Consider the following 17,423-nt stretch of genomic DNA (forward strand, 5'->3'; position numbering starts at 1 on the left):
ATGAATAACAGCAGGTTAGGGTGTGGTCGGGTAATTGTATTGAAATAATTGGCCAGAAAGTGTTGACGGGATTGGCCGGGGTGGGTATAGTTCGCCTCCTCAGCTGACGACGCAACGGAAACGAAGCGGTTGGCACCGATCTTTAACAGAAAGAATAACCGATAGGTGTGAGTGCTTGGTAGAAGCCAACACTTGCACTGCAAGAGACAGAAATACTTGTTTTATTTCTTTGATCTTGCGTGCCAGAAATTTGCTAAGAGATTGAACTGAAGAGTTTGATCCTGGCTCAGATTGAACGCTGGCGGCATGCTTTACACATGCAAGTCGAACGGCAGCACGGGAGCTTGCTCCTGGTGGCGAGTGGCGAACGGGTGAGTAATGCGTCGGAACGTGCCGAGTAATGGGGGATAACGCTTCGAAAGGAGTGCTAATACCGCATACGCTCTGAGGAGGAAAGCGGGGGACCTTCGGGCCTCGCGTTATTCGAGCGGCCGACGTCGGATTAGCTAGTTGGTGGGGTAAAGGCTTACCAAGGCGACGATCCGTAGCGGGTCTGAGAGGATGATCCGCCACACTGGGACTGAGACACGGCCCAGACTCCTACGGGAGGCAGCAGTGGGGAATTTTGGACAATGGGGGCAACCCTGATCCAGCCATGCCGCGTGTCTGAAGAAGGCCTTCGGGTTGTAAAGGACTTTTGTCAGGGAGGAAATCCTGAGCGTTAATAGCGTTTGGGGATGACAGTACCTGAAGAATAAGCACCGGCTAACTACGTGCCAGCAGCCGCGGTAATACGTAGGGTGCGAGCGTTAATCGGAATTACTGGGCGTAAAGCGTGCGCAGGCGGTTGTGCAAGTCTGATGTGAAAGCCCCGGGCTTAACCCGGGAACGGCATTGGAGACTGCACGACTAGAGTACGTCAGAGGGGGGTAGAATTCCACGTGTAGCAGTGAAATGCGTAGAGATGTGGAGGAATACCGATGGCGAAGGCAGCCCCCGGGATGATACTGACGCTCATGCACGAAAGCGTGGGGAGCAAACAGGATTAGATACCCGGTAGTCCACGCCCTAAACGATGTCAATTAGCTGTTGGGGGTTTGAATCCTTGGTAGCGTAGCTAACGCGTGAAATTGACCGCCCGGGAGTACGGCCGCAAGGTTAAAACTCAAAGGAATTGACGGGGACCCGCACAAGCGGTGGATGATGTGGATTAATTCGATGCAACGCGAAAAACCTTACCTGCTCTTGACATGTACCGAACCTCTGAGAGATTAGAGGGTGCCCGAAAGGGAGCGGTAACACAGGTGCTGCATGGCTGTCGTCAGCTCGTGTCGTGAGATGTTGGGTTAAGTCCCGCAACGAGCGCAACCCTTGTCATTAGTTGCCATCATTAAGTTGGGCACTCTAATGAGACTGCCGGTGACAAACCGGAGGAAGGTGGGGATGACGTCAAGTCCTCATGGCCCTTATGAGCAGGGCTTCACACGTCATACAATGGTCGGTACAGAGGGTTGCCAAGCCGCGAGGTGGAGCTAATCTCAGAAAACCGATCGTAGTCCGGATCGCACTCTGCAACTCGAGTGCGTGAAGTCGGAATCGCTAGTAATCGCAGATCAGCATGCTGCGGTGAATACGTTCCCGGGTCTTGTACACACCGCCCGTCACACCATGGGAGTGGGGGATACCAGAAGTGGCTAGGATAACCTTCGGGGGTCCGGTTACCACGGTATGCTTCATGACTGGGGTGAAGTCGTAACAAGGTAGCCGTAGGGGAACCTGCGGCTGGATCACCTCCTTTCTAGAGAAAGGCGGAAGCCGAGTACTCACAACCTATCGGTTGTTCTGGAAGTTAAGGGCATGGAGTTTAGCCGGAAGGCGAGACGCCATCGTCAACTGGGTTTGTAGCTCAGCTGGTTAGAGCACCGTCTTGATAAGGCGGGGGTCGTTGGTTCGAGTCCAACCAGACCCACCATTTGACCTGTTGGGGGATTAGCTCAGTTGGGAGAGCACCTGCTTTGCAAGCAGGGGGTCGTCGGTTCGATCCCGTCATCCTCCACCACTCAGCCCAAACAAAAGCGCATCGTCGAGAGGCGGTGAATTTTTGTTTGCGTTGACAGACCGCAAGGTCGTACGCTCGATCTTTAACAAACTGAAGAAGCCGAATTAACAAGACGGCAAGAAGGAAAACGGAGTTAAGTCTTCGTTGGAAAGCTTGTCGACTTTGGGTAATTTGATTGTATCGATGTCATGTCGCCATATCAAAAGGGGCGGTGTGACATGTCGCACAAACACAGCCTGTTGTGGAAGTAACCAGGTTACTGAAATGATAGGGTCAAGCGACTAAGTGCATCTGGTGGATGCCTTGGCGATCACAGGCGATGAAGGACGTGTAAGCCTGCGAAAAGCGCGGGGGAGCTGGCAATAGAGCTTTGATCCCGCGATATCCGAATGGGGAAACCCACCTAGCAATAGGTATCCCTGACTGAATACATAGGTCAGTGGAAGCGAACCGAGTGAACTGAAACATCTAAGTAACTCGAGGAAAAGAAATCAACCGAGATTCCGTCAGTAGTGGCGAGCGAACGCGGAACAGCCTGTACTCTTTATGACTTGGCTTAGTCGAAGGCTCTGGAAAGTGCCACCGTAGTGGGTGATAGTCCCGTAGACGAAAAGCCATGGCAAGAACTAAGTGTACGAAAAGTAAGGCGGGACACGCGAAATCCTGTCCGAAGATGGGGGGACCATCCTCCAAGGCTAAATACTCGTGATCGACCGATAGTGAACCAGTACCGTGAGGGAAAGGCGAAAAGAACCCCGGGAGGGGAGTGAAATAGAACCTGAAACCGGATGCATACAAACAGTGGGAGCCTCGCAAGGGGTGACTGCGTACCTTTTGTATAATGGGTCAGCGACTTACATTCAGTGGCAAGCTTAACCGAATAGGGGAGGCGTAGGGAAACCGAGTCCGAATAGGGCGTCTTAGTCGCTGGGTGTAGACCCGAAACCGAGTGATCTATCCATGGCCGGGATGAAGGTGCGGTAACACGCACTGGAGGTCCGAACCCACTAATGTTGCAAAATTAGGGGATGAGCTGTGGATAGGGGTGAAAGGCTAAACAAACTCGGAGATAGCTGGTTCTCCCCGAAAACTATTTAGGTAGTGCCTCATGTATCACTTCCGGGGGTAAAGCACTGTTATGGCTAGGGGGTCATTGCGATTTACCAAACCATGGCAAACTCTGAATACCGGAAAGTGCAAGCATGGGAGACAGACGGTGGGTGCTAACGTCCATCGTCAAGAGGGAAACAACCCAGACCGCCAGCTAAGGTCCCAAATGATAAGCTAAGTGGTAAACGAGGTGGGAAGGCCTAGACAGCCGGGATGTTGGCTTAGAAGCAGCCATCATTTAAAGAAAGCGTAATAGCTCACTGGTCGAGTCGTCCTGCGCGGAAGATGTAACGGGGCTCAAGCTTATAACCGAAGCTGCGGATGCACAGTTTACTGTGCGTGGTAGGGGAGCGTTCTGTAGGTCTGTGAAGGTGTGTCGTAAGGCATGCTGGAGATATCAGAAGTGCGAATGCTGACATGAGTAGCGATAAAGCGGGTGAAAAGCCCGCTCGCCGAAAGCCCAAGGTTTCCTACGCAACGTTCATCGGCGTAGGGTGAGTCGGCCCCTAAGGCGAGGCTGAAAAGCGTAGTCGATGGGAAACGGGTTAAAATTCCCGTACTTTCGTATAGTGCGATGTGGGGACGGAGAAGGTTAGGTCAGCCGGTGTTGGATGCCCTGGTTCAAGCCGGTAGGCTGGAGAGGTAGGCAAATCCGCCTCTCCTTAAGGCCGAGACGTGATAACGAGGATCTACGGATCTGAAGTGACTGATACCACGCTTCCGGGAAAAGCCACTAAGCTTCAGCTATACGAGAACCGTACCGCAAACCGACACAGGTGGGCAGGATGAAAATTCTAAGGCGCTTGAGAGAACTCAGGAGAAGGAACTCGGCAAATTGATACCGTAACTTCGGGAGAAGGTATGCCTGTTGTGGTGTAAACCCTTGCGGTTGAAGCTACGACAGGTCGCAGAGAATCGGTGGCTGCGACTGTTTAACAAAAACACAGCACTCTGCCAACACGAAAGTGGACGTATAGGGTGTGACGCCTGCCCGGTGCCGGAAGGTTAAGTGATGGGGTGCAAGCTCTTGATCGAAGCCCCGGTAAACGGCGGCCGTAACTATAACGGTCCTAAGGTAGCGAAATTCCTTGTCGGGTAAGTTCCGACCCGCACGAATGGCGTAACGATGGCCACACTGTCTCCTCCTGAGACTCAGCGAAGTTGAAGTGTTTGTGAAGATGCAATCTACCCGCTGCTAGACGGAAAGACCCCGTGAACCTTTACTGTAGCTTTGCATTGGACTTTGAAGTGGTTTGTGTAGGATAGGTGGGAGGCTTAGAAGCCGGGACGCTAGTTCTGGTGGAGCCAACCTTGAAATACCACCCTGACCCCTTTGAGGTTCTAACTTTGGTCCGTTATCCGGATCGGGGACAGTGCATGGTAGGCAGTTTGACTGGGGCGGTCTCCTCCCAAAGTGTAACGGAGGAGTTCGAAGGTTACCTAGGTACGGTCGGAAATCGTGCTGATAGTGCAATGGCAAAAGGTAGCTTAACTGCGAGACCGACAAGTCGAGCAGGTGCGAAAGCAGGACATAGTGATCCGGTGGTTCTGAATGGAAGGGCCATCGCTCAACGGATAAAAGGTACTCCGGGGATAACAGGCTGATTCCGCCCAAGAGTTCACATCGACGGCGGAGTTTGGCACCTCGATGTCGGCTCATCACATCCTGGGGCTGTAGCCGGTCCCAAGGGTATGGCTGTTCGCCATTTAAAGTGGTACGTGAGCTGGGTTCAAAACGTCGTGAGACAGTTTGGTCCCTATCTGCAGTGGGCGTTGGAAGTTTGACGGGGGCTGCTCCTAGTACGAGAGGACCGGAGTGGACGAACCTCTGGTGTACCGGTTGTCACGCCAGTGGCATTGCCGGGTAGCTAAGTTCGGAAGAGATAACCGCTGAAAGCATCTAAGCGGGAAACTCGCCTGAAGATGAGACTTCCCTGAGGGCTTGACCCTCCTGAAGAGTCGTTCGAGACCGGGACGTTGATAGGTCGGGTGTGGAAGCGCTGTGAGGCGTGAAGCTAACCGATACTAATTGCTCGTGAGGCTTGATCCTATCATTTGAGTGGCTTGGGAAACCGAGCTGGCTGTAAATGTGCGACGTGCAATCAATTACCGAAATCATAAGTTAATTCAGGGTTGAGAGATCAACCCAAGGCTTCTTGCAGTTTGTTGACAGCTTATGTCTGGTGGCCATAGCGAGGTGGTCCCACGCCTTCCCATCCCGAACAGGACCGTGAAACGCCTTAGCGCCGATGATAGTGTGGCATTCGCCATGTGAAAGTAGGACACCGCCAGACTCCCCTTACGAAGCCCAGCTCAATCAGCTGGGCTTCTTGCTTTTCACACCGGCCACCGCGCCTTCTTCTCTGGCTCGAGCGTCGCGCCTTCCCGTGGCGACGCGCTTTGAGGATTCCTTGGTTTCTCCGGCTCCGCATCCTGTCCTGTCTTAATCCGTGAACAAGCGGTCCCTGCCCATGTTGAGCAAAGAAGAAGCTCCCTTTTCCCCTCACATACCGCTTAACGCACCAAGAAATTAGCCATTGATTTAATCACTTTCATTGCTTTGCATAAAAAATCTTATTCTGGAATATAATTGTTTGACATCCGGCAGATGCCGAGATGGCGGTATTTGGTATACCTACCAAACTCGTCAAAATTCTGTGATGCAGGAAGAAGGGTCGGGATATGAATCTCCGTCATGTATCGGCTGATATCAGTCCACGTGGGGCATTGGGTTTTACCTTGGTGGAACTGTTGGTGACGTTATCCGTTGCTGTGATTGTTTTGGCTATTGCCGTGCCGAGTTTTGCGGCATTGGTGGCGACCAATCGAGTTTCTGTGGAGGCCAACCGTCTGGTCGCCGGGCTTAACTATGCTCGCGCAGAAGCCGTACGACGCAATCAGCCGGTATACGTGTGTTCGGCCAACCTTAAGGATAATTTTGACGTGCAGGGGTGTCTGGATGCGGCAGTGTCGGGCCAGAAGAACTGGGGGGAAGGGCTATTACTGTATGCCGATGCCGCCAGTGGCGGAACAACGGCTAGCTATGATAGCAACGAGAGTGTCAAGGTCATTACCTTTCTCGGTGAAAATGGCAATAAGGCTGCCATCAATCTGGTGATGTCTACCTCTCCTGTTGGAACGACCAACCAGATAGCTTTTGGCAGTGACGGCCGATTGATGGATGGCAGCAATCGCAAGTTTCTGCTGCGTGATACGGCCAATTCGCTTTGTCGGGTGATTCTGATCAACGGTTCTGGTCGTGCTCAGGCATGTGATAGCGCCAGTGATAGTAGCTGCGGGGCGTGCTCATGAAGCGTGGGTCAGGGTTTACCTTGCTTGAGGTGTTGGTGTCTATTCTGGTTGTGGGAATCGGGCTGCTTGCCTTGGCCGCCACGCAAGGGCGCTCCTTGAAGGCCGCGCGAGAGGCGGAAATGCAAGGTGTTGCCGCCATCTTTTCAGAGCAAATCGCCGATGCCATGCGGGCGAATAGCAGCGCTACCATCAATGCCAGTGGCAATGTCGCAGAAGACTGGTCGGGTTATGTCGAGTCTTCTTATAACGACCATAGTTCTGTTCCAACGACTAAATGTACGGCTACTGCCAGTGATACGGCCTGTACCAGTAGCGATATGGCGGCCTATGACCTGTACAAATTCAAGAGTGGCTTGGCATCGGCATTTAATGGTACGACGGTGCGCGCCATCGTTTGCCGGGATAGCTCTGCTTCCAGTTCCATCAGTTTTGATGATGACAAACTGGGGGGCTGTACCGGGGGAAGCAAGCTGATGATCCGTGTGGCCGGAAAGCGGCGCTGGAAAAATCGACAAACAGTGCTTTGGGCTCCAATGCTTAGCAATAACGCATCCGCAACGGCCACCAACAGCCGGGTGTATGGCTATGTTGTGCAGTTTGAACCATGAGGCTGGCGATGAAGAATGAGCGCGGTTTTACCCTGATCGAACTGATGATTGCCATGACGCTCAGTTTGATCATTCTGGGCGCCGTGGTGGCCGCCTATCTCAATAGCAAGCGCACTTACCGGTAATGAACGAACGCGTCAGTATGCAACAGGATGCGCGCATTGCCTTGATGCAAATTGCCCGTGATCTACGCATGGCTGGTAGCTATGGTTGCGCTACGCTGGATGCGACGAACACAGCTGCCTCCGCTGTGGTGACTGTCGATACCTCTGGGGTGGCATCTGCCGCGGTTTATCAGACCTTGCTGAGCCCTGCCAGTGGTACTTATGTGCCTTTTCAGAGTTATGCCGACAGCAGTGGTGGTGCGTGGTTAGGGGATCAAACGGCTTCTAGCGGAACTGATGTCCTTGCAGTGCAATATGGCCGTGGGACAGCGCAGGCTAATAGCGTGGTGGCGTCTACCGGCGTCGCTACTTTTTCCGCTCCGGCCAATCGCCAGCGGAGTTATACCGTAGGCCAGCATTATTGGGTGGCGTCCACGTGTCAGCGTATTCAGTTAAAAAGTAGTGCAGGCCTGGCATCCAGCGGGGTAACCGCCAGCCTTGGAGTGGATACTTCCGGTGCCGATATCATGGATTTTGTGTCCCGTGCCTATTTTGTGAATGCCAGCAATGCCTTGGTCATGACGGAGCTCGGTCAGTCGGGCTCGCTGGTGGGGCCGAGCGAGCTCATTTCCCGTGTGACCGGGTTTACCGTGGAATATGGGGAGATTAAAGATGCTGACCGTGCTGGCTGCCTCGTGACTTATCGTAAACGTTCATCGGTAAGCAACTGGCGTAATGTTTCGACGGTACGCATCACGTTATCGGTTCAGAGCCGGAACCAAGTGCCGCTGGCGTCCACGGGGGTTAATGGTTTCCTGACACAAACCTATCAGACCACGGCCGCGATTCGGGGTAAGCAATGCTACAAGAGCAGTTAATTCCACTTCGTAAGCAGCAAGGCGCTGCCTTGCTGGTGGCAGTAATCATGCTGATGGTGATTACCATTCTGGTGGTGTATGGCTCCCAGTCCTTACTGACCGAGCAGAAGGTGGCCAGTAATCAGAACGACAAGGCGATAGCGTTTCAGTTGGCCGAACTGGCGCTCAAATCTGGAGAGACGTATGTATCTACGAACAAGCCTTTATCTGGGTTTAGTGATGCTTGTAAGACGACTCCGTCGACGACGGGCTTATGCACCACCAGCGAGGTAGCCGGAGGTACCAATGCCCGGGAGAGGGCTAATGTGTTCACCGGCACCTATGCCAATATGGTTTCCCGCCAATGTACTTCATGCACGATTGGGTTTTCCGTATCACAACAGCCGCGTTACATCGTAGAACTCATTAATAGCAACTATACCGATCCGGTAACGGGTAATGCGGGTGTGGCGTTGTATCGAATTACTGCAAGAGCCCGGGGGCGTAGCTTGAATACTCAAGTCACGCTGCAAAGCTATTATGTGGTGTCGTAAAAGGCTTATGCCATGATGATGAATCGATTTGTTGTCGTATTGATTGGGTTGTGCTGGGCAATCCCTGCTGTGGCTACTTCACCATATCCGAGTATGCCGCTTTATCTAAACCAAAAGACAGTGAGACCCAATATTGCATTATTGGTTGATGACTCCGGCAGTATGAAGCAAGCTCCTAATGGACAGTCTGTTTCTACGTCAAACCCATCAAAGATCACTATAGCAAGAGGCGTTCTATCCGATCTTATTAATAATAATTGGGATATGGCTTATTGGGCACTTTTCCATTTTCAATATGGCGATTACTATTCTACTCGTCATGGCAGTGGGTATTATGCGCTTAGGTCAAGTCTGAAATTGGACGGATGGAGTGATCCTGATTCTGGTTCATCGGCTACGCAAAAAAGTGGCTTTATTAGTGATATTACAGCCACGGCAGACGGAACAGGTCTTACGGATTATCTCGGTACGCCAAGTGCTGGAGCTTTCTATAATTTGATGAAGTCTTTTGCTGGGAAAAATGGGTGGAATGGCCAGCCGAGCTACAAAGCCCCGCAAGACTATACTGGCTTGTCACCAATAAAATATACTTGCCAAAAAAACTTTGTTATTTTTATTTCTGATGGCTATCCAAATGACGAGGTGGTGAATGCCACAGAGAAAGATAAATATAATCAAGATGTTAAAATAAATGATTATTCCCCGGTGGGAGCAGTATTGCCTGCTGTTGGTGGATCGGTAGACACTAGATTAATTCGTTATGCAAGTTTTTATTATCAAAATGGCATTATTCCAAATGGGGTTGTTTCTGATCTGGAAGGTAATTTTTTTGATGCTTCCAATGCGCAGCCTATCACGACGTATACGATAGGATTCGGCTTGCCCAATACTGATGATGGTCAAAAAGTTCTGAATGCTACGGCGCAGGCTGGTGGAGGGTTAAGTTTTAACTCAAACGATTCTGTGTCGTTGACTAATTCGTTGAAAGCTATTATCAATAGTATTAAATCAGTGACGGCATCTAATGTTCCTATTGTGAGTAGTCAACCGACAAATCCAACGGAAGCATTTCAGGCGACGTTTTATTCTGGTGACTGGTCTGGGCAAATTAAGGCTTACAAGACCAAGTCAAATGGATTGGTGGACTTAAACAGCTCTATCCCTGTGTATTTTAATCAAGATTTACGTGCTACTACTATTTTCAGTAGTAAGGCTGGTGGTAATGGGGTTGGGGTAAATTTCACGGATATTCAGAATACGGTGGCAGGTGCAGATGGTAGTAAGCTAGCGGCTTATTTGGCTGGCGGCACACCAACTGGTTGGCGTGATCGCGCCGGTGATAAATCAAGTCCCGCTACGCTTGGCGACATTGTCGATTCGATGCCTATAGCATTTGGTGCTTCTTCTCCTGCTGGTTTTGCCGTAGGCTCCAATGATGGTATGTTGCATGTTTTTGGACGAAAGCTAGATAACTACACTGAGAGCTTTTCGTATATCCCTCGAGCTGTTCAGCCTAATTTAATGAGTCTTGGTAAGACAACCTATGGCAAAGCTGATCCTCATCTTTATTTTGTGAATGGCGCATTAACATTTAACAATGTTACCGGCGGTGATGATCAATTTGATAGTAAAGCATACTCCGTTTTGACTGGATCGTTGGCGCAGGGTGGGCAAGGCATTTTTGCTTTGGATATTAGTAAGACAGTTGCTAAACCTGCTGCGACAGATGCTTCGGATTTGTTTTCTGCATCAAATGTATTATGGGATCATACTTCCTCTGACACGAGTTTTACCAATCTTGGCTATACTTTTTCCAAACCGGTTGTGGCACAAGTCTATTTAGCCTGGGAAAAAAAAATGGGCCGTGATTACTGGTAATGGCTATGACTCGACCAGTAAGAAAACCAGTCTGATGGTGATTGACCTGAAAACGGGAGACAAGTTGTATGAAATTGATACGGATACTGCTTCTAATGGCTTGTCTTCCCCTGTTGTACTAGATAAGGACAGCGATAAGGTCGCTGATTATGTCTATGCCGGTGATCAGTCTGGTAATGTCTGGCGTTTTAAGTTACAGGCAAAAACTGATGCAACGACCAGTGCGACAAAATTTTTTACAACGCAGGGTAATCAGCCCGTGACTGGGGCGCCTGCTATTTATAAGATACCGGCTGGTGGTTATATGCTTTATGTTGGTTCAGGCAGAATGATTTATGAAAACACAACTGTAAATGACCGGACGACCACTTATGCGCAGTCTTTGTACGGTATTTATGATGATCTGACAAAGTCTAATCTTACCTATAGCAGCACCACCTTCATTCAAAATGGTGAAATTTCGACCAAAACAGGTGACACCGCTTCAATAGATGGCTCTACCACATCCTCCTCGGGTGCCAATAAGGGAGCGAGTGTTGATTTCCGTGAAACGACACCGATTACTCTTACTGATTCGATTGGACCTGGCGGGACCAAGTCTGGTTGGGTCTTCAATATGAATGCTACCAATGGTGAGCGGATGATTTATCAACCGATTGTGGCATTGGGTCGCCTGTATTTCACCACTCAGGTTCTGAAAGGTACGGATAAGGTTTGTAGTAATGTCAACCAGCAGTCCGGCTGGGTGATGGCGCTTGATCTGATGACGGGGGGGGCGCCGAGTTCACCTGCTTTTGATTTGAATGGTGATGGCAAGTTGAACAGCGCTGCGACTAGCCCGGATGGCGATGTGGTGACGTTTAGTGATGGCAAGACAAAAGCGCCAGCTGGTATTGATTACCACATCGGGATTCCTTCGGCGCTGGCGGTGACGTTTACCAAAACCGTGGTCAACTTGGGTGACTATTTGACAAGTGATTCCGGGCAGCTAGGCAGCTACCCTTATCCCTCTAGTACCAGTAGCAATGAGGTGCTGAATTTCCATGTTGGTGGCACAGGCGGTACTAATGGTAATGCGGCTGCCGGTAAGCTGTTGCCCTGGGGCCGTTGCCGGTGGTGGTCGGCGTATTGCCCGGCGTGAATTGTTCTAATGGCTGAGGATGAAATGAAATTCAACCATGGTTTTACCCTGATCGAATTGGTAATTACGGTGGCGATTATCGGCATTTTGTCTGCGATTGCCTATCCGTCTTATACCCAGTATGTCATTCGTACCAATCAGGCTCAGGCCAAGGCGAATCTGGTGGAGGATGCCCACTTCCCGGCGAGGTATTATGCAGAAAAAGGAACGTATGCCTCGGCAACGTTACCGATTACCCAGTCGCCGAGTGCTGGGACTTCGCTGTTTAATGTGGCGGCTAGTGGTGTATTGAGCGCTGATAGTTATGTACTGGTAGCGACTCCTGCGTCTGGTGTTAGCCAAGCTGGGACGGAATTAGTGTCAATCGATCAGGATGGTAATGTCCGGTACTGTCTTGTTTCTAGCCCGGTAGTTGCCATCTGTGATTACGGTGGGTGGGGATTGTTGAAAAGCCAGACCAAGTGGTCTGGCTTTTTTCTTGCAATTTATCCTGCGATGTGGAGTGGTGGCGCTAGCTTGAAAAGCTCAAATGGCTATCTATATTGAAATGTCATTATTTTTTGGCATTGATCATGAAGGGCTTTACGTTATTAAACCTGCTATTTGCTTTGCTACTGGTTGCGTTACTGCTGGGTTTGGCTTATCCCACCTATCAGACATACGTGGTCCGTGGGCACCATGCCAAGGTGAAAGCGATGCTGCTGGAAAACGCTCACTTTATGACGAGATGGTATGCGGAGCATGGTGGTTATCGTTTGGATTCGACCCATATGCCGAATTTGCCCCATACGCGTTATCCGGAGGAAGGTAGTACCTTGTTTCAGGTAGTTTTTGTTGCCAATAATGTAAAGGGCAATGACAAGCGTGATGAATTTACGATTCGTGCCACTCCGTCAAAAAATACGCTTGTTGCAGCCGAAACGCTGGAGATTGATCAGGATGGCAATATTCAGATTTGTCCGGTCGGAAAGCCGACAGCGGTGACCTGCCATCAGTAAGCGGGTTACTCCGCAGATTGGCGTCACGGCAAAGGAAGTGGCTGGATTGATGGTGTGATAACGAGCACGTGACTTGGTGTTTTTTCTTGTTCTGTTTGTACTCAGCGTTCTCCTGAAGTGTCCTGATTGTTCAATAATCTCGCTTACATACATTCTTGAATGTATGTAGAATGCGAACATACTAGAAATACTCTTTATGGTCGCCGCTTTGGCGCCGATCTTTACACACCGTCATTCCTACGGGGAGCTTCATGCCTACCAAGCCTCGCTTTCTTCCCCTCGTGCCGGTTATCGCTATGGCGGTAACGCTGGCTTTGAGCAGTTGTGGTCAGAACCAGCAAGGGGCCATGCCCAAGGCTGGTCCCGCTGAAGTAGGGGTTGTTACCCTGCAGCCGCAACGTGCGGCAATTACCCGCGAACTGCCTGCTCGTGTCTCTGCATTTACTGTGGCAGAAATCCGCCCGCAAGTGGGCGGGATTATCCTCAAGCGTCTGTTTACCGAAGGTAGTGAGGTAAAGCGTGGGCAGGTGCTGTACCAGATTAATCCAGAAACCTATCAGGCGGCTTACCAGACGGCGGCCGCTAACCCGGCCAAAGCGCAAGCAAACCTGACCGCCGCTGAGCTGAAAGCCAAGCGTTATTCCGAACTGGTCGAAATCAAGGCGATCAGCAAGCAGGATAACGATGACGCCCAGTCTGCGCTGTTGCAGGCACGGGCTAGTGTGGCATCCAGCAAGGCAGATCTCGAAACGGCGCGTATCAACCTCTCGTATACCCGTATTGTGTCGCCGGTTAGTGGTCGTATCGGCAAGTCCAGTGTAACGGCCGGGGCGCTGGTAACGGCTAATCAGGCGACGGCGTTGGCCACGGTGCAGCAGTTGTCGACCGTATATGTGGACATGACGCAGTCCAGTGCCGAGATGACGCGGTTGCGGCGTGATTTTGCCAATGGCGCGCTCAAAGGTGCGGGCAGCAAGGCGCAGGTGAAGCTGATTCTGGAAGACGGTTCGGAATACAGCAAACCGGGTGTGCTGGAGTTTGCCGATGTGACGGTCGATGCCTCAACCGGCATGGTGACGTTGCGCGCGGTATTCCCCAATCCGGCTGGTGAGTTGTTGCCGGGTATGTTTGTGCGGGCACGGCTGGAGCAGGGCGTTCGTGACAATGCCTTGTTGGTGCCGCAGCAGGCGGTAAGCCGCACACCGAAGGGTGAGCCGACGGTGATGGTGGTGGGCGCTGATAACAAGGTAGCCGCGCGGGTGATCAAGGCCAGCCAGACGGTGGGTGACAAGTGGCTGGTGGATGGTGGCCTGAAGAGTGGTGAGCGGGTAGTGGTAGAGGGCCTGCAGAAGATTCAGGAAGGTGCCGTTGTCAAAGTGGCACCGGCCAAACCTGCTGCCTCGGCTGCGCACTGACGAGGGGCTGTCATGTCAAAATTCTTTATTGATCGCCCGATTTTTGCCCGGGTGATTGCCATTGTCATCATGCTGGCGGGCCTGCTGGCGATTCGGACCTTGCCCGTGTCGCAGTATCCGGCCATTGCTCCGCCGCAGGTGGCGATTAACGCCACCTATCCCGGTGCTTCGGCCAAGACGGTGGAAGACAGTGTCACGCAGGTGATCGAGCAGAAAATGCAGGGGATTGACCACTTGCGTTATATGTCGTCCACCAGTGATGACAACGGCAGTGTCACCATTACCCTGACGTTTGATGCCGGTACCAACCCGGATATTGCGCAAGTACAGGTGCAAAACAAGCTGCAGGCGGCCATGTCCACCTTGCCAAGTGTGGTGCAGCAGCAAGGGATTACCGTGGTCAAATCCGCGCGTAACTTCCTGATGGTGCTGGGCTTTACCTCGCAAGACGGTTCGATGAGCAATACTGACCTCAGCGATTTTGTGGCATCCAGTCTGCAAGATACGTTGAGCCGGGTGCCGGGCGTGGGCGAGACGCAGTTGTTTGGTGCACAGTACGCCATGCGCATCTGGTTGAACCCGGATCAGCTCAATAGTTACAAGCTGACGGTGGCCGATGTGGTCACGGCGTTGCAGGCACAAAACACGCAAGTGTCGGCTGGCCAGCTGGGTGGCTTGCCTGCCGTGCCGGGGCAACAGCTCAATGCCACCATTGTGGCGCAGACCCGCTTGGAAAATGTTGACCAGTTCGGTCGCATTCTGCTCAAGGTCAACAGCGATGGTTCGCAGGTACGCCTGAAAGACGTAGCGCGCATCGAGTTGGGTTCGGACAACTACCGTACCAAGGCCTTGTTCAATGGCAAGCTACCGGTCTGGCCGTGAAGCTGGCCAGTGGTGCCAATGCGCTGGATACCGCTGCGGCAGTGCGGGCCAAGGTCAAGGAGATGGCGCCGTTCTTCCCCAAGGGCGTGCAGGCGATTTACCCGTATGACACCACGCCGTTTGTGCAGCTTTCCATCGAGGAAGTGGTGAAAACGCTGGTAGAAGCCATCGCGCTGGTGTTTGTGGTGATGTATGTGTTCCTGCAAAACTTCCGTGCCACGCTGATTCCGACCATTGCGGTGCCGGTGGTGTTGCTGGGGACGTTCGGGGTGATGTCGGCTACCGGCTTTTCCATCAATACGCTGACCATGTTTGGTATGGTGCTGGCGATTGGTTTGCTGGTGGATGATGCCATCGTGGTGGTGGAAAACGTCGAACGGGTGATGAGCGAAGAGGGCTTGTCGCCACGTGAAGCCACGCGCAAGTCGATGACTCAGATTACCGGCGCCCTGGTGGGGATTGCGCTGGTATTGGCGGCCGTGTTCGTGCCGATGGCGTTTTTTGGCGGCTCGACCGGGGTTATTTACCGCCAGTTCTCCATCACGGTAGTGTCGGCGATGGCGCTGTCGGTGCTGGTGGCGTTGGTCCTGACGCCCTGTGCGCGACCTTGCTCAAACCGATTCATAAGGGCGAATTGCATGAGCAGAAAGGCTTCTTTGGCTGGTTCAACCGTCAGTTTGATCGCAGCAGTGCGCGCTACCAGACGCTAGTTGGCCGAATGTTGCAGCGGACGATGCGTTACATGGTGATCTATGGCGTGATTATCGCGGCCATGACGGTGATGTTCCTGCGCTTGCCGACGTCGTTCCTGCCGGATGAAGATCAGGGCATTGTGTTTACCAGGTACAACCTGTTAAGCTGGGTGCCAGCAGTGAGCGTACCGATGGTGTGCTCAAGCAGGTGCGTGAGCATTTCCGGCGGACAAGGCCGTGAAGTCGATCTTTACCGTGTCCGGTTTCAGCTTTGCCGGTTCGGGCCAGAACATGGGCTTGGGCTTTGTGCAGCTGAAACCGTGGGACCAACGGCAGAGCCCGGACCTCAACATCAAGGCGGTAGCTGGCCGGGCCATGGGGGCGTTCTCGCAGATTCGTGATGCCATGGTGTTTGCCTTTGCGCCGTGCATGGTGATGGAACTGGGGAATGCCACCGGTTTTGACCTGCAGCTGCAGGACAAGGCCGGGGTAGGCCATGACCAGCTGATGGCCGCGCGTAACCAGCTGTTGGGGATGTCGATGAAGAACCCCAATTTGGTCGCCGTGCGCCCGAACGGCCTGAACGACGCGCCGCAGTATCGCCTCGATGTTGATCACGAGAAGGCAAATGCCTTGGGCGTGACGGTGGGGGATCTGAACAATACCCTGAGCGTGGCGTGGGGCGGCAGTTATGTGAATGACTTTATCGATCGCGGTCGGGTGAAGAAGGTATACATGCAGGCCGATGCGCCGTATCGCATGGCTCCGGAAGACCTCGCCAAGTGGTATGTGCGTAATGCTACCGGCAACATGGTGCCGTTCTCGGCCTTTGCCTCGTCGCACTGGGCCTACGGTTCGCCGCGGCTGGAGCGTTACAACGGCCAGCCGTCGACGGAAATCATGGGGCAGGCCGCGCCGGGCAAGAGTACCGGTCAGGCGATGGCCGAGATGGAAAACATGATCAAGCAGCTGCCTCCGGGCATTGGCTACGAATGGACCGGCCTGTCGTATGAAGAGCGGCTGTCCGGTGCGCAGGCGCCAGCGCTGTATGCCATCTCCATGCTGATTGTGTTCCTGTGTCTGGCGGCGTTGTACGAAAGCTGGTCGATTCCGTTCTCGGTGATGATGGTGGTGCCGCTGGGGGTGGTCGGTGCGCTGGCGGCGACCATGCTGCGTGGCTTGTCCAACGACGTTTATTTCGGTGGGCTTGTTGACCACCATCGGCCCGGCTGCCAAGAACGCCATTCTGATCGTGGAGTTTGCCAAGGAACAGCAGGAGCACGGCAAGGAGCTGATTGCTGCCACCATGGAAGCGGTGCGCATGCGTTTGCGCCCGATCCTGATGACTTCGCTGGCCTTTATCCCGGGTATCTTGCCACTGGTGTTGAGCCACGGCGCTTACTCCGGCAGCCAGAACGCGCTGGGTACCGGCGTGATGGGCGGGATGATCTCCGCCACCGTGTTGGCCATTTTCCGGTGCCGGTGTTCTTTGTGGTGGTGCGTCGCCGCTTCCCGCCGAAACCAAGGCCGCTTACCAGCCATCATTACAACAAGGAGGGACGCTGAGCATGCGCATCGTTCCCAAGAGTCTGACTGTGGCGCTGGCCGCTGCCCTGCTGGGTGGTTGCTCGCTGATTCCGGCCTACCAGCGCCCGGCGGCGCCGGTGGCTGCCAACTGGCCCACTGGCCCGGCCTATCAGCATGGCGCCAAGGTTGGCCGAAATGCCGAGCAGATCGCCCGGCAGGAGTTTTTTGCCGAGGAAAAACTGCGCAAGCTGATTGGCCTGGCGCTGGAAAACAACCGTGACCTGCG

10 protein-coding genes, 2 tRNA genes, 3 rRNA genes and 2 pseudogenes are annotated in these 17,423 nt (G+C 52.8%); all 17 read left to right on the forward strand.

Annotated features, from left to right (window positions below):
• The first annotated feature begins 263 nt into the window (after positions 1–263).
• The 17 genes and pseudogenes from GKE73_RS10020 to GKE73_RS23225 all read left to right on the forward strand — a co-directional run bounded on the left by GKE73_RS10020 (position 264) and on the right by GKE73_RS23225 (position 17,417).
• Positions 264–1,798 (forward strand): 16S ribosomal RNA (locus GKE73_RS10020).
• A 97-nt stretch (positions 1,799–1,895) separates the two neighbouring features.
• Positions 1,896–1,972, forward strand: a tRNA-Ile gene (locus GKE73_RS10025).
• 11 nt (positions 1,973–1,983) lie between these two features.
• Positions 1,984–2,059, forward strand: a tRNA-Ala gene (locus tag GKE73_RS10030).
• Positions 2,060–2,330: 271 nt separating this feature from the next.
• A 23S ribosomal RNA gene (locus GKE73_RS10035) occupies positions 2,331–5,219 on the forward strand.
• A 129-nt stretch (positions 5,220–5,348) separates the two neighbouring features.
• A 5S ribosomal RNA gene (gene rrf, locus GKE73_RS10040) occupies positions 5,349–5,463 on the forward strand.
• The 16S, 23S and 5S rRNA genes sit together here with 2 tRNA genes alongside, the layout of an rRNA operon.
• A gap of 388 nt (positions 5,464–5,851) precedes the next feature.
• Entirely contained in the window at positions 5,852–6,481 is a 630-nt protein-coding gene (locus tag GKE73_RS10045; protein WP_230369940.1) for a GspH/FimT family pseudopilin, read from the forward strand.
• Positions 6,478–7,089, forward strand: a complete 612-nt coding sequence (pilV, locus tag GKE73_RS10050) for a type IV pilus modification protein PilV (protein WP_230371459.1) — start codon at positions 6,478–6,480, stop codon at positions 7,087–7,089. The genes GKE73_RS10045 and pilV overlap by 4 nt, the downstream gene beginning before the upstream one ends.
• The gene (locus tag GKE73_RS10055; RefSeq protein ID WP_230369941.1) at positions 7,086–7,214 is read left to right on the forward strand and encodes a PilW family protein; all 129 of its coding nucleotides are present in this window, start codon (positions 7,086–7,088) and stop codon (positions 7,212–7,214) included. The genes pilV and GKE73_RS10055 overlap by 4 nt, the downstream gene beginning before the upstream one ends.
• Positions 7,214–8,071 carry a PilW family protein gene (locus tag GKE73_RS10060; protein WP_230369942.1) on the forward strand — a complete coding sequence of 286 codons (858 nt, stop codon included), beginning with the start codon at positions 7,214–7,216 and terminating at the stop codon, positions 8,069–8,071. Before GKE73_RS10055 ends, GKE73_RS10060 begins: the two co-directional genes overlap by 1 nt.
• Positions 8,053–8,604 carry a pilus assembly PilX family protein gene (locus GKE73_RS10065; RefSeq protein WP_230369943.1) on the forward strand — a complete coding sequence of 184 codons (552 nt, stop codon included), beginning with the start codon at positions 8,053–8,055 and terminating at the stop codon, positions 8,602–8,604. Before GKE73_RS10060 ends, GKE73_RS10065 begins: the two co-directional genes overlap by 19 nt.
• 12 nt (positions 8,605–8,616) lie before the next feature.
• Positions 8,617–10,482 carry a PilC/PilY family type IV pilus protein gene (locus tag GKE73_RS23215; protein WP_280954870.1) on the forward strand — a complete coding sequence of 622 codons (1,866 nt, stop codon included), beginning with the start codon at positions 8,617–8,619 and terminating at the stop codon, positions 10,480–10,482.
• Positions 10,469–11,623 carry a PilC/PilY family type IV pilus protein gene (locus tag GKE73_RS10070; RefSeq protein ID WP_312854420.1) on the forward strand — a complete coding sequence of 385 codons (1,155 nt, stop codon included), beginning with the start codon at positions 10,469–10,471 and terminating at the stop codon, positions 11,621–11,623. Before GKE73_RS23215 ends, GKE73_RS10070 begins: the two co-directional genes overlap by 14 nt.
• Positions 11,624–11,632: 9 nt before the next feature.
• Positions 11,633–12,169, forward strand: coding sequence for a type IV pilin protein (locus tag GKE73_RS10080; protein ID WP_280954871.1), 537 nt, complete (start codon positions 11,633–11,635; stop codon positions 12,167–12,169).
• Between the two features lie 26 nt (positions 12,170–12,195).
• Entirely contained in the window at positions 12,196–12,621 is a 426-nt protein-coding gene (locus tag GKE73_RS10085) for a type IV pilin protein (protein ID WP_230369944.1), read from the forward strand.
• A gap of 251 nt (positions 12,622–12,872) precedes the next feature.
• Positions 12,873–14,036: an efflux RND transporter periplasmic adaptor subunit gene (locus GKE73_RS10090; RefSeq protein WP_230369945.1), complete on the forward strand. Its 1,164-nt coding sequence runs from the start codon at positions 12,873–12,875 to the stop codon at positions 14,034–14,036.
• A 69-nt stretch (positions 14,037–14,105) separates the two neighbouring features.
• A pseudogene (locus GKE73_RS23220) lies at positions 14,106–15,708 on the forward strand (efflux RND transporter permease subunit); the annotation flags it as partial.
• 157 nt (positions 15,709–15,865) lie between these two features.
• Positions 15,866–17,417, forward strand: a pseudogene (locus tag GKE73_RS23225) (efflux RND transporter permease subunit).
• Positions 17,418–17,423: the final 6 nt, after the last annotated feature.

Source organism: Paludibacterium denitrificans (genome assembly GCF_009707705.1).
Taxonomy (GTDB): Bacteria; Pseudomonadota; Gammaproteobacteria; order Burkholderiales; family Chromobacteriaceae; genus Paludibacterium_A; species Paludibacterium_A denitrificans.